Origin of the sequence: Bradyrhizobium canariense (genome assembly GCF_019402665.1) — a bacterium.
In the GTDB taxonomy this organism is placed as follows: domain Bacteria; phylum Pseudomonadota; class Alphaproteobacteria; order Rhizobiales; family Xanthobacteraceae; genus Bradyrhizobium; species Bradyrhizobium canariense.
Genome location: NZ_VSST01000024.1, coordinates 101,046 through 121,661, shown reverse-complemented (window position 1 = coordinate 121,661; position 20,616 = coordinate 101,046). Strand labels below are relative to the sequence as shown.

The window sequence follows — 20,616 nt, the reverse complement described above, 5'->3', positions numbered from 1 at the left end:
GCGGCGACCGAAGCGGAAAAGTTGGTGAGCCATCCGCTGCGTGGCCAGAAGCTGCAGTTGAGCTGCCCTCAAACACGAGCGACTGAACGCTATAGAAGGCATAGAAAGCGTCTCACGAATGTCAGCGCCGTCTGCGCCACCTCCCGCCAGCCGCTGTTTATGGGCAGCGAGCGGTCGCGTCGCGGAAGTTGGACGAACTCGGTAACAGGGTGCTTATTGCGCTTCTGCCGTTCGTAGGCGGCGCGGGTGACCGATGGCGGGGTGTGGTCGCGCTCGCCGGAGATCGTCAGCAGCGGTCCACGCCCGGCGGCCTCGGCGTCGACGGGAGCCTCGGTCCAGACGGGCAGCTCCAGCACCCCGCGAAACGGAGCCGGTTCGATCGCCACCGTCGCGGCCGAAAGCCCGCGCCCGGCCAGGGTCTGCGCGATCAGCCCGCCAAACGAATGGCCGATCAGCGCCGGGCGGCGGTCCAGCGCCCCCGCGATGCGGGCGAAATGCGCCGCGACCTCGCCGATGGTTTCCGGTGCCGCGGCGCCGCCCAGCTCCGCCGGCCACCCGGGCGCCAACGGAGCATAGCCGGCGGCCTCGAACATTTCGGCCCATCGGTCCCACGAGCTGGGCTTCGACCACAGGCCATGGATGAAGATGACTGGCGGCTTCTGCGATGCGTTGGTCCGCTCGATCATCGCAGCGTCGACGGTCTCCATGATCATGATCAGTGGCCTTCGACCGCGAACAGGATCTCCGAAAAGCCGGTCACTGTTGCCGCGCGGTTCCAGTCCCGCTGCAGTTCGCAGATCAGCTGCACCCAGCTGGTGGGCTGGGCACCGGCTTGGACCAGGCGCAGCAGGCCGGCGTCGTGCGCCTCGCGGGAGGTGCCACCCACCGCGTCGACCACCGGATAGACTTCGAAACCCTCCTGTAGCGCGTCCAGCGCCGGGTGCACGAGGCACACCTCGGTCCAGAGCGCCGTCATGATCAGCTTCTTGCGGCCGGTGTTGCGGACTGCGGCGACGAAGTCCGCGTCCTCCCACGCGTTGATCGAGGTCCGGTCGATTGGCACGACATCCGGAAAAACATCCGATATCTGGTGGATGGTGGGTTGGTTGCGACCGGTGGCGACATTCACGGTAGCGATCACCGTCGGCAGGGCGAATAGCTTCGCGGTCCTGGCCACCGCGGTGATGTTGGCGACGAGGGTCCGCTTGGGCATCGATTGGATCGAGCTGACCTGAACCGGTTGGTAGTCGATGATCACCAAAGCCGCATTATGCGGGGTCAAAAGCTGGTCAGTCTTGGGATCGCGGATGGTGGAGAAGGACGTCATCGGAATTTCCTTTGGATCTGAAGTGCTCTGGAGCAGGTCAGTGGGATGCGGGCGGGGGGATGAAAGCCGTGTCGCTGGGGCCGATCCCGGTCAGACGGACGACCGCACCCTCGGCTCGTGTGAAGGCGAAGTGCGCAACGCCGCCGGGCTCGGTGTAGAGGCCGCCTGCCGTCAATGGCTTGACCGGCGCGTCGGAAACCTTGCTGCCGTAACCGAAGTACCAGGTGCCGGAGATCACCGTGGCGAAGCGGTCGTCGCGGTGGGTGTGCGGTGCGATCGCGGTGTTCGGCGGCACGTGAATTTCGAGCACATACGGGCCGGCCTTGGCGGGGTCGCCCGAGAGCAGCACGGTACGGATAGCAGGCACTCCGGAGGTGCCGGCGCCTGCGCCGGACTGCGGCATTGCCTGCGTCTGCTCCAGCGTCAGAGCGGTCTGACCCAGGTGCCCATTCTCCGCGGCGACGGGCCGTTCGTTGAGGAAGGCCTCGATCGCGGCCGACGTAGCCGCGGGTTGCTCCTCCATCAGCCAGTGACCGGAGCCTGCGATGACCCGCTCCTGCACGTCGATCGCGCCGGCCTGCATCACCGCCGCCATTGCCGGGCCGAAGGATGCGGCGCCACCGACCGCGAGAACCGGCATGAGCAGCTTGCCGTGCGCCGAGAGCCAGGCGCGGTTGTCGATCGCGTCCTGATCGAAGGCGGCGAACTGGCGGAAGCCGGCGTGCATGCGCCCCGGCGCGGCGTAAAGCTGCGCGTAGTGGGCTCGGGACGCCTCCGGGAAATTGGCCGGATTGGCCGAGAAGTCGTTCCAGAACCGGTCGAGATAGATCCGCTCGCGGCCGGCCACCAGGCGCTCCATATCCGGCCCGCCGAACCGGAAGTGCCACAGCAACGGGTTCTTCAGGATTTCTTCCCACGGCCCGACGCCCGGCACCGGCGCATCCATCAGCACCAGGTTCGTCACCCGCCCGGCGTGCCGTGAGGCCAGAGCGAACGCGACCATGTTGCCGATGTCGTGCGCCACGATGTCAGCGCGCGGCGCTTGCAGCGTGTTCATCACGCCGACGATGTCTTCCGCCTGATTGACCTTCTCGAAACCGGCCTCGGCGCGGGCGGAAAGGCCCATGCCCCGCAGATCGGGCACGATCACCGTGTGATTGCGAGCAAGGTTCGTCGCGAGCGGCGCCCACATGTCTCCGGTCTCGCCATAGCCATGCAGCAGCACGACCGTCGGTCCAGACCCGCCGACCCGGACGTGGAGGGTGGTGCCATTGGTCGCGACCTCTTCGGTGTGGAAGGTATTCGGGAAATCCGTGGGCCCGTCGGCCGCTGACGCGGCGGCGGTGCCGGCCAGGATGGCGAGCGCGGCTCCGGTGAGGGCAAACCGGCGAAGCTGGTCGGGGACGTTCATGGGCGATCTCCTGTGTTGGCCTTTTTCGTAGACGCAAAGCTAGACGAGGAAGATCGTTGGGATTAGCTACTACCCAGGCCAAGCATTTTTGACTGGAGCGCAAAGGTGGCAGCAGATACCGCGGACCGTGCCCGGGAACTGGAAGTGTTCTGCGCGGTCATCGACGGCGGCAGCTTCTCGGCTGCGGGTCGCGCGTTTGGACTGACGCCGTCGGCCGTGAGCCGCACTCTGGACCGGGTCGAGCAGCGGCTCGGCGTACGCTTGCTGTTGCGGACGACGCGCGCGTTGACGCCGACCGCGGAAGGCCGCGCCTATCTCAGCGCGGCCCGCCGCATTCTCGCCGATCTCGACGAAGCCGAGCAGGCGATCTCCGACCAGGGTTCGCCGCGCGGCCGCATCCGGGTCAGCGCTGCGGTCTCCCACGGGCGTCTTTGCATCGTGCCTCTGCTTGGCGAGTTCGTGCGCCGCTATCCGAACATCGTGGTCGACATCAATCTTGGCGACGGGATCGTTGACGTCGCTGCGGGGCAGGCGGATGTGGCGGTTCGCGGCGGTCCGCTGACTGACAGCGCGCTCACGGCGCGGCGCCTCAGCGAGAACGGCCGAACCATCGTCGCCTCGCCGGACTACCTGGCGCGCTGGGGCGTGCCCGAAACGCCGGAAGAGCTCTACAACCACAATTGCCTGAATTTCAGTTTTCGCCGGGCCGAGCCGGTTTGGCCGTTCCGCCGGGACGGAGTCGACTTCGCCCTGAAGGTGCGAGGCGCCATCGAGGCGAACAGTGGCGAGACACTGGGCCAGCTGGCGCTCGACGGCGTCGGCATCGCCCGTGTCGGCAATTTCAGTCTCGGGGACGCGATCGCGGAGGGGCGCCTGGTCCCGCTTCTCGAACCGTTCAATCCTGGTGACAAGGAGATCTTCCACGCCGTCTTCGTCGGCGGGCCGAACATGCCTGCTCGCGTCCGAGTATTCGTGGACTATCTTGTGGAGTGCATGGGCGGCAGTCGTGTTGAGGGAAAATCTGGTTGGCACGCGAGGCGTGGAACGGAATCGGTTTCGACCTGACGCGACAGAGGCGGTCGACGGTTTCGGCTCTCCAGAACCTATGATGTCTGGTGCTATCGATATCCGCCAACGACATGTGAAATGGCATCGCGGCGAGGCTATCGATTGTCGGTTGAGCCTATCGTCTGACGCCGACCAGACGAGGGCGGGGATTTGCGAGCGCCTTCCCGACGGGCAGGGCACGCAGCCATTCGCGGAAGCTGACGATCTCGGGACAATCCGCGGTACCCTCAGGCGCAATCAGCCAATCACCCAGACCTGATATCTTTAGGGGGGCCAATCCGCGCTTCCCAGACGCGCGATCGACGCCATGATGGAATTAGGTTCGGCATCATGGGACCACAACAATTGTCGATCTCACCGCCTAAGCGCTTCCACGGGATCGAGCCGGGCGGCGTGCCACGATGGGTAGAGCGTTGCGAGAAGCGACAGGGTTAGCGCCATGATCAAGACCGCGCTGGTCTCCCCGAAATCAATCTCCGCTGGCAGCTTCGAGAGAAAATAGAGTTCTCTCGGGAACAAGTCGGCGCTGGTCAGCCAGGATAGAAACTGTCGGATCGAATCGATATTAAGACAGACGAGAAGCCCAACGACCAACCCGACCGACGTTCCCACGACGCCGATCGAAGCACCCGTAATCAGGAATATCCGCATGATCGAGCCTCGTGAAGCACCCATGGTCCTGAGGATCGCTATATCGCTGCCCTTATCCTTCACCAACATGATGAGCCCAGATACGATATTCAACGCAGCTACCAGCACAATCATGGTCAGAATCAGAAACATCACATTGCGCTCGACCTGAAGCGCATTGAAGAAGGTCGAGTTCCGCTGCCGCCAGTCCACTAGGAAGACTGGCCGCCCGGCTGCTTCCGTCACAGCCTTGCGAAACTGATCGATGCGAGCGGGATCGGCTGTAAAGATCTCGACCGCAGTCACGTCCTTGTCGCGGTTGAAGTACGACTGAGCCTCTGCGATTGGCATGAAGACCATGCTCGCATCATATTCAGACATACCAATCTCGAATATGGCTCTGACTTCACACTTCTTGATCCGCGGCATAACCCCCATCGGGGTGACCGCGCCGTGTTGCGCAACGAGCGTGATGGCGTCACCGGCATGGAGCGAGAGCTGATCGGCGAGGCGCTGCCCGATGGCAACCCCCTGGTTCTCGTCAAAGCCTTCGATCGATCCTTGCTTGATGTTGTCGGCGATAGAGGTGAGCTTCTTAAGATCGTCGGCGCGAATGCCACGCACCAGAACTCCAGATGCGCCGGAAGACGACGCTAGCGCGGTGCCGTCGACGACAGGCGCGGCCAAGCGGATACCTGGCACCAGGCTGAGACGCTCGGCCATATCCTTCCAGTCGGTTAGAGGTGTTTCCAGCGGCTGGACTAGAATGTGACCGTTGAGACCGAGGATCTTGTCTAGAAGCTCTTTGCGGAAGCCGTTCATGACGGCCATGACAATGATTAGCGTGGCAACGCCAAGCATAATGCCGAGAAACGAAAATCCGGCGATGACCGAGATAAAGCCGTCCTTGCGGCGCGCCCGCAAATAGCGAGCTGAGAGCATCCATTCGAAGGGCGCAAACGGTGCGGTCGGCGGCTCTGTCATGATCTCAGCTTATGCCCGGTAATGACCGTCATTCTGTCCCATTGCGACGCGCTTGGCTAGTCGCGCACGCTTAAGTTGTCTGGTTTGGGCCGTCATCCAGGCGGCCTGATCCCGACTTCGAGCCAATTCCCGGACCGCACGGTAGCAGTTAGCTTCGCCATCAAGCGGCAGCACCGCAAAGTTTCGAGCGCCGTCACCTCAGTCGAGCCAACACCACGTCGCGGACTAGCCGAATGCCTCTCGTCGGCGTAATTTCCGCGCGCTCCCCGCCTTGAGACATCGTTTCCCCGAGGCTCAGTGCTGTCGGTGCAGGCCATAAATGGAACAGTTAGAGCGGTATCGCTATTGGCCAGCACCGTCAGCGAAGTGCTTGCGGTAAAACGCCACGACGTCGGTGTGGAAACTCCGATGAAAATCGACACGGTCGAAATTCGGCGCATCGGTGCAAGCGGTAGGGTTGGCCTGCGTCTCCTTCGGGATGCAAGTGGCAAGAAAAGAGAAGTGTTTGGCGTTGGCCACGAAGTGATAATCCGGCGCCGGGAGCCGTTGTTTGATCGTTGAAGCACAGCATCCGGAGAGTCCGTCAGCATTTTGCGCCGGATCGGAACTCCATAGTTGCACCGGTATCGCTATTTTCTTCAGGTTCTCCTCGGAGAAAACAAAAGCCGGATAAGGATCGGCCATTACTGCGGCTATGACGCGGGGGTCAGGTGTGATCGGTTGGCCCGGCACCTCGCCGCTTTCAAGCTGCTTGCAAGCCAACAGGCTCGATGTCGCGCAATTGGACAAGCCCTTTCGTAATTCTGGATTGCCGCCGATGACGGCGAGACTAGCCGCCAAACGAGAAGCCGTAGAGGCCAATGTGCCGGGCGTCGATGCGCGATGCATCGGGCCAGCTTTCGAGCATGTAGTCGATCAGTCGCTTGATATCCGCGGGGCGTTCGACGAGCACGGAAAGGCTGTCGGTACGGCTGGCATCGCGCCAGGTGTCACCGGGATGATTGAGCGCAGCGACGACAAAACCAGCATCGGCCAGCGCCGCGGCCGTGTCGTGGTGACCACCGAACCATCCTCTCCTGCCATGCGATATCACGATAAGAGGAAGCTTTTCGCCAGTCACCGAGCACCCGGGTACGGCGAAGAAAATGGCACCACGTGCGTCCATCTCTTTTGGAGGCTCGGCGCATGGTGTCCAGACCAGCAGCCTGATCGCCGGCCCGGCCGCGGCAGCGGGAATGTCGAAATTTCTGACCCCCGCAGCGTTTGCCGCGGTCAGCCCAAAGAAGAAGAAACAAATAGCGAGAACGAGCTTGGCGCGACCCATCATTTGCCCCGGTAGCTTCACCTCACAAGAAGACAACTTGAATCAAGCGATTATGTCGCCTTTGGGTCATTTTCAGCTCCCGACGCCGCCGACCAGTCGAGGGCGACGATTTCCGAGCGCGTTCCGGGCCGGCAGCGCCCGCAGCCACGCGCGGAAGCTGACGATCTCGGGACAATCCGCGGTGCCTTCAGGCGCAACGAGCCAATCACCCAGACCCGATCCCTCATCGACCCGGTCGCAGCGATAGCCCGGATGGTGGCCGAGGCCGCGAGCGATCAGCAGGTCGACCTTGCCTTCGACCAATTCGTGCAGGCCGGCCGGATGCAGCACCCGTAAGCCGATCTCCGCATGCGTGCTGCGAAACGCCGCGAGATCGAGGCGGCGGAGGTCGAAGCTGCCATGGATGCCCAATTGCAGCAGCACCGCACCTGCCGGCCTCAATTGTGAGGTCGCATCCGCAATGTGGCGAAAGCCTTCGGAGACCCCGGGCAGATAGGCCTGACCGGCGACGGTGAGGATGAGCTGCTTGTGCAGCCGCTCGAAAAGCTGCACGCCGAGGCGCGCCTCCAGCGCCTTCACCTGCTGCCCCACGGCGGCGGGCGTCACGTGTAGCTCGTGCGCGGCCAGCTTGAAGCTGAGATGCCGGGCGGCGGCTTCGAACGCGCGGAGCGCGTTGAGTGGGGGAAGGATGTAGGTCATCGGTCTCCATTTTGACACCGATGAGCTGTGGCCTTGCAATAGATTTTCTTGCGCTGAGCCGCAGCGATGATGCTTTGCGAAGCGGTGACGGCGCCGGATACGATCGACCTGCAATCCGGAGAAATCCTATGTCCCCAGCTCACATCGTCAGCCACAATCCCGCAACGGTCCATGCTCCCGCCGGCGGCTACTGCATGGGACTTGAACTGACGCAGCATCGCCGCCTGTTGTTCATCAGCGGCCAGGTGCCCCAGAGATCCGACGGCACCGTCCCTGACGGTTTTGAGGCGCAGTGCGAGCAGGCCTGGCGCAATTTGATCGAGGTGCTCGCCGCCGCGGGCCTTGGCGTCGCGCATCTGGTCAAGGTCACCACGTTCCTGACCGACCGCGCTCAACTCGTGACCAACCGCTCCATTCGTCGCGCGATGCTGGGCGAACACCAGCCCGCGCTGACGGTCGTGATTGTCGAGACCGTCGACAGCAAATGGCTGCTGGAGATCGAGGCGATCGCCGCCGAGTGAAACCGGCCGACTTTGCAATGAGCCAATCATATCAGGTGTCCCATGGCTGAGATCATCCATCCGTTTTACGAAGCGCATCGCGGTGCCATGGAGGCCGCCATGCGCGATCGGCTCGACCTGGCCGGAGCGATGTTGCGCGAGCGCGCGCAGCTTTCGGACATCGACGGCATCAGGCGGGAGGTGATGGACGAATTCGAAATCGTGCTCACCCAAATGCCCTATGTCGGCGGCGCTGCGAGCCGCATGAGCGATTTCTTCATGCGGTTGATGGGCTTCATGGCCATCAGCCGGGTGCTGCGGCGCCACGGCGTGCCGGTGGCTGTGATCGGCGAGATCGAGCGGGAAACCTACAAGGCGCAATTGCTCACCGTATCGGAAGCGCAACGTCTCGCCTTGGGGCGTCAATTCATGTCGCCGGAGAACCAGGCCCTGCTACGCGAGCAGGCGGCGAGAAGCACGACCGAAAGCCATCAGACCGAATTTCCGGAAGATTTCGTCTATGATTTCGTCGAGCCTGATACGGGTGACAGTTTTGAATTCGGCATCAACTACAAGGCTTGCGGCTTCTGCAAGCTCGCGGCGCGCCATGGAGACAAGGACGTCCTGCCGAATATTTGCGGGCTCGATTTCGTCGCCTACGCAGCGCGAGGCATCCGCCTGGAGAGGACACAGACGCTAGCGGGCGGTGCGAGCCACTGCAATTTCCGGTTCTCGCGGCTTGGGGCGGATGAGTAGGCCGAGAGCTAGGCCGCGGTCTCATGCTCCGCGATCGAAGGTGAGGCTGGATTGCCCCTGCGGTCACGTCGTCATTGCGAGCGCAGCGAAGCAATCCAGAATCTTTCCGCGGCGGCAGTCTGGATTGCTTCGCTGCGCTCGCAATGACGGAGGTTGGGGCGCTGTCCGGAGCCGACCTGCGCACACCGCCACGATGACATCATGCTCCTGTTTTGCCCGACGAGTCAAACGCCGCCATGGTCGCTGCTACACAATTTCGGATTTTTGTAAGTCGTTGAAGTCCCTCACAGTCTCTACTGTGCATGGGGTTGTTTTCGCGCTTTTGGTTTTGAGGGGCGGCTATTCCACCGCCTTTTCCCTCAGCCGCTGCGCATAGACATTGATGACAAGCGCCGCCAGCAGGATCAGGCCGCGGATCAGGATCTTCAGGAAGCTGTCGATGTTGACGTGGTCGAGGCCGTTGTTGAGAACGCCGAGCACGAACAGCCCGACGATGGTGTTGCCGATGCCGCCGCGGCCGCCGAACAGGCTGGTGCCGCCGACCACGACGGCGGCGATGGAGTCGAGCAGATAGGTATCGAACTCGTTCTGCTGCGCGCTGCCGAAATGGGCGACACCGAGCATGCCGCCGATCCCGGAGCACACTGCCGAAATGACCATCACCGCGCCGAGGATGAGCTTGACGTTGAGGCCGGAATATTCGGCCGCCTCGCGGTTGCCGCCGACCATGTAGACGTAGCGGCCGAAGCGCGTGTAGGTCAGCACCAGATGGCCGCCAAGCAGCATGATCGCGGCGACGATGACGATCCATGGGATGCCGCCGATCGAGCCGGAGCCGAGCGTGGTAATCACGCCGGGCACCTTGTAGGCGATCTGGCCGCGCACCAGCAGCGCCGAGATGCCGGCCGCGATCTGCATCATCGCCAACGTCATGATGAAGGAGGGGATGCCGATCACGGTCAGCCCGAGCGCATTGACGAGGCCGAGCAACGCGCAGAGCAAAATAGCCAGCAGGATCGCCGCTGCTCCGGGCAGGGGAATGTTGGGAATGTTGACGTAGGATTCCTGGAGCGTGAAGTAGGCGACCGCGATGCCCGTGACGTTGGCGATGCTGGCGATCGAGAGGTCGATCTCCGCGCAGAGGATCACGAAGGTGAGGCCGACGGCGATGATTCCCGTGACCGACACCTGCGTCAGGATGTTGCCGAGATTGTCCAGCGTCGCGAAGGAGGGGCTGGCCAGTGCAAAGAAGCCGGACAGAAAAATCAGCGTCAGGAACGGGGCGATGTTGCGCATCTGCGAGCGCAGGAAGGGCGCAAGCCCCCGCGCCCGCTGCCCCGCCGCCAAAGCCGTGTCACTGCTCGCCATCGTGCTTCTCCGTCACGCCGCTTCCAGCAGGCGGTCCTTGCTGACCGGCTCGTTCGTGAACTCCCGCACCAATGCGCCGCGCTTGAGCACGAGGATGCGGTCAGCCAGTGACAGCACCGTTTCCGGCTCGGTCGACAGCACGATGATCGCAAGCCCTTTGGCGCGGAGATCGCGGACGATGTTGATGACGTCGTTCTTGGCGCCGACATCCATGCCGCGGGTGGGCTCGCACAGCACCAGGAGTTTGGGCGGATAGGTCAGCCATTTCGCCAGCGCGACTTTCTGCTGATTGCCGCCGGAGAGCATGCCGAGATCGAGGCCGACCACCGGCGGTCTGATCTGGAGCTGCTCGACCTGGCGCTTTGCGATGTCGCGCTCCTGCGCCGGCTTCAGCAGCAACGCCGAGATGCGATCGAGGATGCTGATCGAGATGTTCTTGTAGACCGGCTCCTGGTGAAACAGCATCGCCCGCCGGCTCTCGGGCACCAGCGCCACGCCGGCGCGCCGCGCCGCTGCCGTGCTCGCGAAAGTCTTGGGCTTGCCCTCGACCGCGAGCGTGCCGCCGTCCGGCTTCAGCTTGCCGAACAGGATGCGGGATAATTCCTGCTGGCCACAGCCCATGAAGCCGTAGATGCCGAGCACTTCGCCGGCGCGCGCCTCGAAGGAGATGTCCTTCAGGCTGCGGGCCAGCGACAATTGGTTGACCTTCAGGACCACCGAGCTGTCGCTCGGCTGCGGCAGCATCAGATCGTCGCTGTAGCTGTGCTCGAGCGCTTCGCCGCCGCGACCGATCATGGCCTCGATCAGCGCGCCCTTGCTGGTCGCCGCACTTGCGGTCTCCGCGACCTTCCGCCCGTTGCGGAACACAGTCACCGTGTCGGACACGCGCAAGATGTCCTCGATGAAATGCGAGATGAAGACGATCGCCGTGCCTTCCTCGCGCAGGCGCCGCAGCGTCGCGAACAGTCGCTCGACCTCGGGCGGGGAGAGGGCGGACGTCGGCTCGTCCAGGATGACGATGCGTGCGCCGGAGAACAGCACGCGGGCGATCTCGATCAGCTGCTGGAGCCCGATCGGTAAGTCACCCAGCCTGCTCATCGGATCGACATCGATGCCGAAGCGGGCGAGCTGCTCGCCGGCCTCGCGCGCCATCCGCCGCCATTGCACCAGGCCGAGCCGGTTGGTCGGCTGGTTGCCCAGAAACACGTTCTCCGCGACCGTGAGGTCGGGCGCGACCGACAGCTCCTGGTGCACCATGGCGATGCCGGCGCTGTGCGCGTCGCGGGCCGAGCGGAAATGCGTCTCCTGTCCGTCGATCAGGAAGCGGCCGGAGAATTCTGTGTGCACGCCGGCGATGATCTTCATCAGCGTGCTTTTTCCCGCGCCGTTCTCGCCGACGAGACCGTGGATCTCGCCGGGTGAGAGCGCGAAGTCAACACCACGAAGCGCCTCGACGCCGCCGAAGCTCTTCGTGATGCCCTGCAGTTCCAGGATGGGCGAACGATCCTCTCGCATGGAGACTCAGATCAGGAAATGATCCTGCATCCACTGCATCCCGGCGGCGTTGGCCTTGGTGACGACCGGTCCGTCGGTAACGACGTTCTTCGGAATGCCCTGTCCGCTCTTTTCGCCGCCGACTACGGCGGAAACGCCCGCGATGATCGCGCCGCCATGGATTCGGCAGGACGGATTGCGGACGGTGGCAAACATGCGGCCTTCGCTGACCGCCTGGATCGCCGGTGGCATCGCATCGACGCCGCCAATCAGGATGTTGGTGCGGCCCCGCGCCTTCATGATGTTGACGGCGGCGAGCGCCATGTCGTCATTGTGGAAGAACGCCGCGTCGATCTGCGGGTACTTCGTCAGGTAGGTTTCCCAAAGACGTGCGGTCTTCGACACATCCCAGTCGGCCGGCTGCGTGTCCAGCACCTCAATGCCGGGGAATTGCTTCACGACGTTGTTGAAGCCCTTGGCGCGGCCCTGCGCGCCGGTGTGGCCGAGGGCTCCTTGCGTCATGATGATCTTGCCCTTGCCGCCCATGGCGTTGCAGAGCGCCTGCGTCACCGAGGCGCCCATGAACTCGTTGTCAGGGGCGAGGAAGGAGTGGACATTGATCTGGTCCAGCGGCGCAATCAGCGTGTCCATGTCGATCACGGGCGTGCCGGCGTCGATCATCTTCTGCACCGGCTGGGTGAGGGTGCCGATGCCAAAAGCCTGGATCGCGACGAAGTCCCATTTCTGCGACGCCATGTTGTCGATCGCCGCGCGCTGCTTCACGGCATCGAGCTGGCCGTCGAACCAGGTGACTTCGACATTGAACAGCTTGCCCCAGAATTCCGCCGCCTGCTTGCCCTGCGCGCACCAGGTCGCCTGGAGGCCTGCGTTGGAGAACGCCGCTTTCAGCGGCTTCTCGCTGCGTCCGACTTCGGCTGCAAGGGCGGGGTTTATGCCCATGCTGCCGAGGATGGCAGTCGCGGCGCCGGCGATTGCTGCCGCCTGAAGAAGATCGCGCCTCGTCGTCGAGAAATCTTTCGTCCCGGACATCGCTCGCTCCCATACAATTCTATTTTCGACGCGTCATTGATTGCGCGACCGATGTCCGAAAGTGTCTCACAAGAGTTGGCGCCACTCAATCCGCAATCAACGGCGGGATCGCCGCGAGACGCGTTGGTGCAGCGCAAATCGTCAGGCCGGGGCGCCGGCGAACGCGTCGATCTCGATGAGCAGTCGGTCCCAGGCCTGCGCGATGTCCGACGACCATTCATCGCCGAGAAGATCGCGCAGCGTGTCCCTGACGACGGCGAAGAAGGCAGTGAACAGCTCGCGCGGCGTGCCGTAGCCATCGTGCGACACGACCTCGCATGCGATCAGCCGGAATTGCCCACGGCGATCACCGGCGAAGTCGAGAATCGCCTCGATCGTGAGTGCCAGCATCGAGCCCATCACGAGTTCGCTGCCTTGTTTGCGGAACATCGCCCGCGTTTCGGGATGCTGTTCGAACAGCCGTCGATAGACGAGTGGCGTGAGGTCGATGCAGCGCGAGGCTGCAAGTTCAAAGCTCTGTTCGATCGGATTGGGAGACAGGTTCATCGGCGCTGTGGCCATTCAGACAAAAAAAGAGCGGGGCCCTAGCCCCGCTCGAAAATTGTGTCGACCCTATTATCCCCGATTCTAAGATTTGATCTTGATTGGCGGGGCGACGCTGCATTTTGCGCGTCAGGGGCTCCTCCCGAGACTTGGACCACCAGACTTCGACCTCGCGGCCAGCCTGAGCAAGGGGATGCTAGATCAACTTTTCTCACTTGTCATCATTTTCGGCAACGAATGTTCAAAATTCGAGCAATTGACGAAATGATCGGGCTGCCGGCCGGGTAAGCATATGACAAACATAAGAAATCTGTGGATGGGCCATCGGCTCGACTGCCTCAAATGCCGGAGGTTCCCTCCCGTGGGCGGTCGGACCACGGTTTTCCGGGAAGTTTGCGCTGGATTAAGAAGGCGGCGGAACCGGGCTCGACTCGGCCATAGCGCGGTGTTTAGTTAGTAGACGAACGAATGGTTCGGCGGATGCGCGCACGGCTGCAAAAATTCCTACCTCTGGTCCTGCTCGCCCTGGTGATGCAGGTGCTGGCGCCGATTGCCGCCTGTCTGGCGGCCGGCCAAGCCGTGGCCGATCCGTTGTCCGCCGCCGTCATCTGCCACAGCGCGAGCGAGCAGGGCGGCCTGAACGACCCAGCGGGTACGCCGGTCGCACATGCCGGTGCGTGTGCCCTCTGTTGCCTGGCGCAGGTGGGCGCGTCGCTCGATTCGTCGCCGCATGCCGCGCTCTCCGTTCCCTTCCGCCATGCCGAACGCGTGGTGTGGCACGCGGCGGAGGCATCCGCCGGGGCGGCCCATAAAGGCACAAACGCGCAGGCGCGCGCACCGCCTCAATTTTCCTGACGACTCTCGTGATCGCCGCGGTCCGCCGTAGGCGATTAATGCTGTCGAAAGGCCGGAGAGAAAGCCCGGCGTCAGGAATGCCCCATGTTACGTTGTCATGCCCGCCGTGGTGTGAGCGTCGTTGCCATTCAGGCCGCGCTGCTTGCATCATCGAACGGAGCCTTTGCCCAAAGCAGCAGCGCAGTGCTGCCGCCTATCACAGTTGAGGCGCCTCAGCAGAAGCGTGCGTCGGCCGTCCGATCGCCACGCAATTCTGCGCGATCGGCCCGCGTCACGCGAAGCCTGCGAACGACCCCATCGCCGCAGCAAACCGCGAGCGAACAGAGTGCAGGGGCTCCGGGTGCCCTGACGGTTCTGACTGCGCAACAAGCGCTGGCGGAGATTAACCAGACTCCGGGCGGCGTGGCGCTCGTCTCGGCCGATGCGTACAGGAACTCGACGCCGTCCAACACGATCAAGGATGTTCTGGATTACGTGCCCGGCGTGTACGCCCAGCCCAAATGGGGCGACGACACCCGCCTTTCGATTCGCGGGTCCGGCCTGTCGCGCAATTTTCATCTGCGCGGCGTGCAGCTCTATATGGACGGCATTCCGATCAACACCGCGGATGGTTATGGCGATTTCCAGGAGATCGATCCGAGCGCCTACAAATATGTCGAAGTCTTCAAGGGCGGCAACGCGCTTCAGTTTGGCGCCAATTCGCTCGGAGGCGCGATCAACTTCGTGACTCCGACCGGCCGCGACTCGTTTCCGAATGGTGTGTCCTTCGATGTCGGAGGATTCGGCTACAAACGCCTTCAGGCGAACGCAGGAGGCGTCAACGGGCGGTGGGACGGTTTCGTGACCGCTTCCGCGCAGGCCGCGGACGGTTTTCGCGATCACAGTTTTGGCTCGAGCAACCGTTTGAGCGGCAATATTGGGTATCAGTTCTCACCGGATGTCGAGACCCGGTTCTACCTCAATGCCAACGAAGTCCGGCAGCGAATCCCGGGTACCGTGACCAAGACATCCGCTTTGACCGATCCGGAAGCTGCTGCACCCGCGAATGTTGCGATGGATCAGCAGCGCAATATCGATACTGTCAGGCTCGCCAACAAAACCACCGTTCGTTTCGATGACACCAAAGTCGAATTCGGCGCCTTTGGTGTCGATCGCCATTTGATGCATCCGATTTTCCAGTGGCTGGACTACCGTTACAAGGACTATGGAGGATTCGCGAAGATCACGGATGACCGCACCATTGGCGGCTTCCGCAACAGGTTGGTCGCGGGCGTCTATGTGCTGAACGGCAGCATCGACAACCAGCAGTTCGCCAACATTGGCGGGCAGAAGGGTGCACTGCTTTCTTCCTCGATCGATCGGTCGGAGAATACCTCCGCCTATGTCGAAGACAGCTTCTACGTCATTCCAAATCTTGCGGTGATCGGCGGCACGCAATTTCTGTACGCGACCCGCAATCGGCAGGATCGTTTCCTCAGCGACGGGGATCAATCGGGGGCAACGCGCTTTAATGTCTGGTCGCCGAAAGGCGGTCTGTTGTGGCAAATCGATCCCGCCTGGCAGGCCTTCGCCAATGTCTCGCGGAGCGCCGAGGTGCCGAGCTTCGGCGAAAGCGCGATTGGTCCTGGCATTCCGACGATTCCGTTCACCAGCATCCGCCCGCAGATTGCGACCACGTACGAAATCGGGTCTCGCATGAAGCGGCCTGATTACGCCTGGGAACTGACGGCGTACCGGGCCAACATTCGCGACGAACTGCAATGCCTCTATAGTGCTTTTGGCAACTGCAATGTGACCAATGCCGACCACACCATCCATCAAGGCATCGAGGCCGGCGCGGGCGCAGCAATCTTTCGTGACATCTTCGTCAACGGCCCGGCGCCGGACAAAATCTGGCTGAATGTCGCTTATTCCTTCAACGACTTCCGCTTCGACAAAGATCCCACTTTCGGAAACAATCGATTGCCGGGAGCCCCAAGTCACTATTTGCGCGCGGAGCTTCTCTACAAGCACCCTACCGGTTTCTATGTTGGACCCAACGTCGAATGGGTGCCACAGGCCTACTTTGTGGACAGCATGAACACGCTGACGACAGAGCCTTACGCCTTGTTGGGATTGAAAGCCGGGTTCGACAATGGCGGCCCGATGTCTGCCTACATCGAGGGGCGCAATCTCACCAACAAGACCTACATAGCCAGCGCGAGCATCATCGATCGAGCGACGGCGACGTCAGCATTGTTTGAGCCGGGTACGGGAAGAGCAGTGTACGCTGGAATGAGGTATCGATGGTGACGGGCAAATGGCACTTGGGTCTATGTTCGGCTCCGCGGCAGGCCGGCGTTCCGAATGCCGATGCTGAAGGCAGCGGAAGGGTGTCGCGGAAGAATGCAGGGCCATTCTCGGCCCGATCAATCGTGAAAGAGGCAATCAACATGAAGACTATCGGACGAACTCTCCTTGCAATTTCACTGTTGCTGACCGGCTGTGCCGTCGCGCGGGCCGACGACGTCAAGGCGGGCGATCTCGTCATCTCGCAGGCGTGGAGCCGGGCGACACCGGGCGGCGCTAAGGTCGCCGGCGGCTATCTCACCATCGAGAACAAGGGCACAGTGGCCGACAAGCTGGTCGGCGTCTCCGCCGAGATCGCGGGGAAGGCTGAGGTCCACGAGATGGCGATGGACAATGGCGTGATGAAGATGCGTCTGCTCGACAAGGGTCTCGTGATCGATCCCGGCAAGACGGTGAAGTTCGCCCCCGGCGGCTACCACCTGATGCTGCAGGAGCTGAAGGGCCCCTTCAAGCAGGGCGACAAGGTGCCGGTGACGCTTCAGTTCGAGAAGGCCGGCAAGGTCGCCGTCTCCCTCGACGTACAGGGCGTCGGCGCCCAGGCGCCGGGCGAGGGCGGGCACATGATGAAGAAAATGCCGGATCATTCGGGAATGAAGATGTGACGAGCATGATCTGGACCTTCGGGAGACCCAATATGTCGAAGCGAACCTGGCTGATCTTTCTGAGCGTCTTTGCGGCAACGCCAGCGACCGCGCACGTCTTCCTCGAAGGCAAGCAGGCCACGGTCGGTGCTTCCTACAAGGCCGTCTTCGCCGTCCCGCACGGCTGCGCGGGCTCGCCCACGGTGAAAATCCGGGTGCAGATCCCGGAAGGCGTGATCGCGGTGAAACCGATGCCGAAGGCGGGCTGGAGTGTTGACGTGGTCGAGGGCAAATACGCCGGCGAATACGATTATCACGGCAACAGGCTCTCCTCCGGCGTCAAGGAGGTGACTTGGTCCGGCGGCAAGCTGCCGGACAAGAACTATGACGAGTTCGTCATGCACACGGCCCTGACCGACACGCTCAAACCGAACACAATCCTGTACTTTCCCGTAATCCAGGAATGCGAGACCGGCGTCAGCCGCTGGATCGAGATCCCCGCGGAGGGGGCCGGGCATTCGCACGAGGGCAAGTCACCGGCGCCGGGCGTAAAACTCCTGCCAAAACCCTGATGCGCCTGCTCGCCGCGCTCGCGACGCTGCTCCTCGTCGTCGGCTTCGCAACCGGCGTCTCGGCGCACGCGGCGCTGGTCGCGGTCGAGCCGGCGAGCGGCAGCATGCTCGCGAGCGCGCCAAAGGCGGTGGAGTTGCGCTTCAATGAGACAGTGACGCCGGGCGCGATCCGGCTGATCGACGGCGCGGGCAGGGCGCGGGATGATGTGCGCGTCAACGCATCGGGCGAGACCATCTCGGTCGTGATGCCGGCGGACCTGCCGCAGGGCACGGCCGTCGTCAGCTATCGCGTCATTTCGCAGGACGGCCATCCCGTCGCGGGATCGGCGATCTTCTCGATCGGCACGCCGACGGGGACGCAACCTCCCGCAAACGCCGATGGCGGATTGAACGTGCTGATCTGGCTGGCGCGGGTCGGTCTCAATCTTGGCCTGTTCGTCGGCGTCGGCGGCGTGTTCTTTGCTCGCTGGGTTGCGTGGTCGATGACCGGCATGACCGTTCCGCGCGTGGCGCTCGCCATCGGCCTCACGAGCGCGGTGGTGTCCATTGGCGTGTTGGGGCTGGATCTCCTCGGCCTACCGCTGTCCGCTCTCGCGACGATGGCTCCCTGGAAAGTCGCATCCGGGACCAGCGCGGGCCCAGCCTTGCTCGTGGCCATCGCTGCAATGCTGTTCGCGCTGCTGGCGCTAGGCCACGCGTGGTGCGCGCGCGCTCTGGCGATCATTGCCTTCGTCGGCGTCGGCTTGTCGCTGGCCATGACCGGGCACGCCGCTACGGCACCGCCCGAACTGTTGACCCGCCCGACAATCTTTCTCCATGGTCTCGGTGTGGCCTTTTGGATTGGGGCCCTCGCGCCGCTGGTCGCCCTGTTGTCAAAGACATCGGCCGCGGCATTGCCTGTCGTGAACCGCTTCTCCCGCATCGCCGCGCTGGCCGTTGGCGTTCTGGCATTGACCGGCCTCGCGCTCGCCATCGTCCAGCTTGAGAAGCCGTCCGCATTGGTCGAGACTCGGTATGGACTCATCCTCTCGATCAAGCTGGCGCTGGTGCTCGTGCTGCTGGCGCTTGCCGCGCTCAACCGCTTTCGCCTGACTCCGGCTCTGGCGGGGGATCACAAGGCCGCGCAGAGCCTGAAGCGCTCGATCGTGCTCGAATGCGCCATCGCGCTCGGCATCTTCGCCGTCGTGGCCGGCTGGCGCTTCACGCCGCCGCCGCGGACGATCATTCCAGAGACGCCGCTGGCGATCCACATCCACACCGACAGGGCGATGTTCCAGGTCCTGGTCTCGCCGGGTAAGGCGGGTATCGACGATTTCGTGCTGCAGCTCATGACCGGCGAGGGGGCGGTGCTTGAGGCCAAGGAGGTGACGCTGACGCTGAGCCTGCCCGAACGCGGCATCGAGCCGATGGAGCGGGACGCCTCGCGCGGGCCGGACCGCTACTGGCACGTGCGCAAGGTCGAGCTGCCCTTTGCCGGCCGCTGGCATGTGCGGATCGACGCGCTCTTGAGCGATTTCGAGAAGATCACGCTGGAGGACGAGCTCGAGGTGGCGGCGCCCTGAATCGGGCTCTTCGGCGCATCACGTCGAACCTGAAGTCGACGGAAAAATGACAGGAATTCCGCTGTGTTAGCGGGTTTTCCTCATTCCCGGTCTTGTGTTTTGGCTCCCAATCCGGTTTCACTGCAAGCCATCACTGATTCCTCGAGTATTGCCATGCGGTTGTCGCGGTTCTTTCTGCCCATCCTGAAGGAAAATCCGAAAGAGGCGGAGATCGTCTCGCATCGGCTGATGCTGCGTGCCGGCATGATCCGGCAGGAGGCCGCCGGCATCTACGCTTGGCTGCCGCTCGGCTTCCGCGTGCTCAAGAAGATCGAGCAGATCGTGCGCGAGGAGCAGGACCGCTCCGGCGCGCTGGAACTGTTGATGCCGACGCTTCAGCTTGCCGATCTCTGGCGCGAGAGCGGCCGCTACGATGCCTATGGCCCCGAGATGCTGCGCATCGCCGACCGGCACAAGCGTGAGCTGCTATACGGGCCGACCAACGAGGAAATGATCACCGAGATCTTCCGCGCCTATGTGAAGTCCTACAAGAGCCTGCCGCTGAATCTCTATCATATTCAGTGGAAATTCCGCGACGAGCAGCGTCCCCGCTTTGGCGTGATGCGCGGCCGCGAGTTCCTGATGAAGGATGCCTATTCGTTCGACCTCAACGAGGCCGCGGCGCGCGTCGCCTACAACAAGATGTTCGTGGCGTATTTGCGCACCTTCGCGCGGATGGGGCTGAAGGCGATCCCGATGCGCGCCGAGACCGGCCCGATCGGCGGCGATCTCAGCCACGAGTTCATCGTGCTCGCCGAGACCGGCGAATCCGGCGTGTTCATCAATCGCGACGTGCTGGACCTGCCGGTGCCGGGCGAGGACGTCGACTACGAGAGCGATTTGACGCCGATCATCAAGCAATGGACCTCGGTCTATGCGGCGACGGAAGACGTTCACGACGCGGCGCGCTTCGAGCAGGAAGTGCCCGCGGACAAGCGGGTGAACACCCGCGGGATCGAGGTTGGGCAGATCTTCTATTTCGGCACGAAATATTCCGACGCGATGAAGGCGCTGGTGGCGGGCCCCGACGGGGTCGACGTGCCGATCCATGGCGGCTCCTACGGCGTCGGCGTCTCGCGCCTGCTCGGCGCCATCATCGAGGCCTGCCATGACGATGCCGGCATCAAATGGCCGGAGGCCGTTGCCCCGTTCCGCGTGTCGATTCTCAACCTCAAGCAGGGCGATGCGGCGGTCGATGCGGCCTGCGAGAAGCTCTATGCGGAGCTGTCCGCCAAGGGCGTCGACGTGCTCTACGACGACACCGACCAGCGCGCCGGAGCCAAATTCGCCGCCGCCGACCTGATCGGCATTCCCTGGCAGATCATGATCGGGCCGAAAGGGCTCGCCGACGGCAAGGTCGAGCTCAAGCGGCGAAGTGACGGCGCCCGCGAGACCATGTCGCCTGCGGACGTGGTCGCAAGACTTGTGGGCTGATAAGGCTGGTCGGCTGAATATTGTTCATCGCCCCAGATTGCGGCCGCCAATCCGGCCACATTTGACCCCG

19 protein-coding genes and 2 pseudogenes are annotated in these 20,616 nt (G+C 63.1%); 9 read left to right on the top strand and 12 right to left on the bottom strand.

Annotation, left to right across the window (positions count from 1 at the left end):
• Window positions 1-89: 89 nt before the first annotated feature.
• From FXB41_RS14320 to FXB41_RS14310, 3 genes and pseudogenes are all read right to left on the bottom strand, one after another.
• Window positions 90-713: an alpha/beta hydrolase gene (locus tag FXB41_RS14320; RefSeq protein WP_007603583.1), complete on the bottom strand. Its 624-nt coding sequence runs from the start codon at window positions 711-713 to the stop codon at window positions 90-92.
• Window positions 714-715: 2 nt separating this feature from the next.
• On the bottom strand, window positions 716-1,327 hold the full coding sequence (locus FXB41_RS14315; RefSeq protein ID WP_007603584.1) for a hydrolase: 612 nt from the start codon (window positions 1,325-1,327) through the stop codon (window positions 716-718).
• Window positions 1,328-1,799: 472 nt separating this feature from the next.
• Window positions 1,800-2,738: pseudogene (locus FXB41_RS14310) on the bottom strand (alpha/beta fold hydrolase); the annotation flags it as partial.
• A 105-nt stretch (window positions 2,739-2,843) separates the two neighbouring features.
• Here FXB41_RS14310 and FXB41_RS14305 point away from each other — a divergent pair.
• Window positions 2,844-3,803: a LysR family transcriptional regulator gene (locus tag FXB41_RS14305; RefSeq protein ID WP_219682212.1), complete on the top strand. Its 960-nt coding sequence runs from the start codon at window positions 2,844-2,846 to the stop codon at window positions 3,801-3,803.
• Between the two features lie 118 nt (window positions 3,804-3,921).
• Here the strand turns inward: FXB41_RS14305 and FXB41_RS40695 are convergent.
• The 5 genes and pseudogenes from FXB41_RS40695 to FXB41_RS14290 form a co-directional block, all read right to left on the bottom strand.
• Window positions 3,922-4,065: pseudogene (locus FXB41_RS40695) on the bottom strand (LysR family transcriptional regulator); the annotation flags it as partial.
• A 95-nt stretch (window positions 4,066-4,160) separates the two neighbouring features.
• On the bottom strand, window positions 4,161-5,420 hold the full coding sequence (locus tag FXB41_RS14300; RefSeq protein ID WP_219682211.1) for a lipoprotein-releasing ABC transporter permease subunit: 1,260 nt from the start codon (window positions 5,418-5,420) through the stop codon (window positions 4,161-4,163).
• 342 nt (window positions 5,421-5,762) lie between these two features.
• The gene (locus FXB41_RS40690) at window positions 5,763-6,260 is read right to left on the bottom strand and encodes an alpha/beta hydrolase family protein (RefSeq protein WP_246648834.1); all 498 of its coding nucleotides are present in this window, start codon (window positions 6,258-6,260) and stop codon (window positions 5,763-5,765) included.
• The gene (locus FXB41_RS40685; RefSeq protein ID WP_246648833.1) at window positions 6,250-6,747 is read right to left on the bottom strand and encodes an alpha/beta hydrolase family protein; all 498 of its coding nucleotides are present in this window, start codon (window positions 6,745-6,747) and stop codon (window positions 6,250-6,252) included. Before FXB41_RS40685 ends, FXB41_RS40690 begins: the two co-directional genes overlap by 11 nt.
• A gap of 69 nt (window positions 6,748-6,816) precedes the next feature.
• Complete coding sequence (locus FXB41_RS14290; RefSeq protein WP_007603589.1) at window positions 6,817-7,443, bottom strand: LysR family transcriptional regulator; 627 nt, start codon at window positions 7,441-7,443, stop codon at window positions 6,817-6,819.
• 128 nt (window positions 7,444-7,571) lie between these two features.
• On the opposite strand from FXB41_RS14290, the gene FXB41_RS14285 reads away from it, so the two are divergent.
• Window positions 7,572-7,964 carry a RidA family protein gene (locus FXB41_RS14285; protein WP_219682210.1) on the top strand — a complete coding sequence of 131 codons (393 nt, stop codon included), beginning with the start codon at window positions 7,572-7,574 and terminating at the stop codon, window positions 7,962-7,964.
• Window positions 7,965-8,006: 42 nt separating this feature from the next.
• Entirely contained in the window at window positions 8,007-8,699 is a 693-nt protein-coding gene (locus FXB41_RS14280; RefSeq protein WP_219682209.1) for an L-2-amino-thiazoline-4-carboxylic acid hydrolase, read from the top strand.
• A 339-nt stretch (window positions 8,700-9,038) separates the two neighbouring features.
• On the opposite strand, the gene FXB41_RS14275 is transcribed toward FXB41_RS14280, so the two are convergent.
• From FXB41_RS14275 to FXB41_RS14260, 4 genes are all read right to left on the bottom strand, one after another.
• The gene (locus FXB41_RS14275) at window positions 9,039-10,067 is read right to left on the bottom strand and encodes an ABC transporter permease (protein ID WP_007603594.1); all 1,029 of its coding nucleotides are present in this window, start codon (window positions 10,065-10,067) and stop codon (window positions 9,039-9,041) included.
• 12 nt (window positions 10,068-10,079) lie between these two features.
• Window positions 10,080-11,582: a sugar ABC transporter ATP-binding protein gene (locus FXB41_RS14270; RefSeq protein WP_007603595.1), complete on the bottom strand. Its 1,503-nt coding sequence runs from the start codon at window positions 11,580-11,582 to the stop codon at window positions 10,080-10,082.
• A gap of 6 nt (window positions 11,583-11,588) precedes the next feature.
• Window positions 11,589-12,611, bottom strand: a complete 1,023-nt coding sequence (locus FXB41_RS14265; protein WP_219682208.1) for a sugar ABC transporter substrate-binding protein — start codon at window positions 12,609-12,611, stop codon at window positions 11,589-11,591.
• A gap of 141 nt (window positions 12,612-12,752) precedes the next feature.
• Entirely contained in the window at window positions 12,753-13,157 is a 405-nt protein-coding gene (locus FXB41_RS14260) for a globin (RefSeq protein WP_007603597.1), read from the bottom strand.
• A 477-nt stretch (window positions 13,158-13,634) separates the two neighbouring features.
• Between FXB41_RS14260 and FXB41_RS14255 the strand changes: the two genes are divergently transcribed.
• The 6 genes from FXB41_RS14255 to proS all read left to right on the top strand — a co-directional run bounded on the left by FXB41_RS14255 (window position 13,635) and on the right by proS (window position 20,546).
• Window positions 13,635-14,009, top strand: a complete 375-nt coding sequence (locus FXB41_RS14255) for a DUF2946 family protein (protein ID WP_246648831.1) — start codon at window positions 13,635-13,637, stop codon at window positions 14,007-14,009.
• Window positions 14,010-14,093: 84 nt separating this feature from the next.
• Window positions 14,094-16,301, top strand: coding sequence for a TonB-dependent receptor family protein (locus FXB41_RS14250; protein WP_007603599.1), 2,208 nt, complete (start codon window positions 14,094-14,096; stop codon window positions 16,299-16,301).
• A 140-nt stretch (window positions 16,302-16,441) separates the two neighbouring features.
• Entirely contained in the window at window positions 16,442-16,960 is a 519-nt protein-coding gene (locus FXB41_RS14245) for a copper chaperone PCu(A)C (RefSeq protein ID WP_035995788.1), read from the top strand.
• Window positions 16,961-16,992: 32 nt separating this feature from the next.
• On the top strand, window positions 16,993-17,511 hold the full coding sequence (locus FXB41_RS14240; protein ID WP_007603602.1) for a YcnI family copper-binding membrane protein: 519 nt from the start codon (window positions 16,993-16,995) through the stop codon (window positions 17,509-17,511).
• Window positions 17,511-19,073 carry a copper resistance CopC/CopD family protein gene (locus tag FXB41_RS14235; RefSeq protein WP_007603604.1) on the top strand — a complete coding sequence of 521 codons (1,563 nt, stop codon included), beginning with the start codon at window positions 17,511-17,513 and terminating at the stop codon, window positions 19,071-19,073. Before FXB41_RS14240 ends, FXB41_RS14235 begins: the two co-directional genes overlap by 1 nt.
• Window positions 19,074-19,226: 153 nt before the next feature.
• Window positions 19,227-20,546: a proline--tRNA ligase gene (proS, locus tag FXB41_RS14230; protein WP_007603605.1), complete on the top strand. Its 1,320-nt coding sequence runs from the start codon at window positions 19,227-19,229 to the stop codon at window positions 20,544-20,546.
• Window positions 20,547-20,616 lie beyond the last annotated feature (70 nt).

Excerpts from the sequence above, each read along its gene's own strand:
- FXB41_RS14320 (WP_007603583.1), bottom strand. The coding sequence starts at position 713 with ATGATCATGGAGACCGTCGACGCTGCGATGATCGAGCGGACCAACGCA.
- FXB41_RS14315 (WP_007603584.1), bottom strand. The coding sequence starts at position 1,327 with ATGACGTCCTTCTCCACCATCCGCGATCCCAAGACTGACCAGCTTTTG.
- FXB41_RS14300 (WP_219682211.1), bottom strand. The coding sequence starts at position 5,420 with ATGACAGAGCCGCCGACCGCACCGTTTGCGCCCTTCGAATGGATGCTC.
- FXB41_RS40685 (WP_246648833.1), bottom strand. The coding sequence starts at position 6,747 with ATGATGGGTCGCGCCAAGCTCGTTCTCGCTATTTGTTTCTTCTTCTTT.
- FXB41_RS14290 (WP_007603589.1), bottom strand. The coding sequence starts at position 7,443 with ATGACCTACATCCTTCCCCCACTCAACGCGCTCCGCGCGTTCGAAGCC.
- FXB41_RS14285 (WP_219682210.1), top strand. The coding sequence starts at position 7,572 with ATGTCCCCAGCTCACATCGTCAGCCACAATCCCGCAACGGTCCATGCT.
- FXB41_RS14280 (WP_219682209.1), top strand. The coding sequence starts at position 8,007 with ATGGCTGAGATCATCCATCCGTTTTACGAAGCGCATCGCGGTGCCATG.
- FXB41_RS14275 (WP_007603594.1), bottom strand. The coding sequence starts at position 10,067 with ATGGCGAGCAGTGACACGGCTTTGGCGGCGGGGCAGCGGGCGCGGGGG.
- FXB41_RS14270 (WP_007603595.1), bottom strand. The coding sequence starts at position 11,582 with ATGCGAGAGGATCGTTCGCCCATCCTGGAACTGCAGGGCATCACGAAG.
- FXB41_RS14265 (WP_219682208.1), bottom strand. The coding sequence starts at position 12,611 with ATGTCCGGGACGAAAGATTTCTCGACGACGAGGCGCGATCTTCTTCAG.
- FXB41_RS14260 (WP_007603597.1), bottom strand. The coding sequence starts at position 13,157 with ATGAACCTGTCTCCCAATCCGATCGAACAGAGCTTTGAACTTGCAGCC.
- FXB41_RS14255 (WP_246648831.1), top strand. The coding sequence starts at position 13,635 with ATGCGCGCACGGCTGCAAAAATTCCTACCTCTGGTCCTGCTCGCCCTG.
- FXB41_RS14250 (WP_007603599.1), top strand. The coding sequence starts at position 14,094 with ATGTTACGTTGTCATGCCCGCCGTGGTGTGAGCGTCGTTGCCATTCAG.
- FXB41_RS14245 (WP_035995788.1), top strand. The coding sequence starts at position 16,442 with ATGAAGACTATCGGACGAACTCTCCTTGCAATTTCACTGTTGCTGACC.
- FXB41_RS14240 (WP_007603602.1), top strand. The coding sequence starts at position 16,993 with ATGTCGAAGCGAACCTGGCTGATCTTTCTGAGCGTCTTTGCGGCAACG.
- FXB41_RS14235 (WP_007603604.1), top strand. The coding sequence starts at position 17,511 with ATGCGCCTGCTCGCCGCGCTCGCGACGCTGCTCCTCGTCGTCGGCTTC.
- proS (WP_007603605.1), top strand. The coding sequence starts at position 19,227 with ATGCGGTTGTCGCGGTTCTTTCTGCCCATCCTGAAGGAAAATCCGAAA.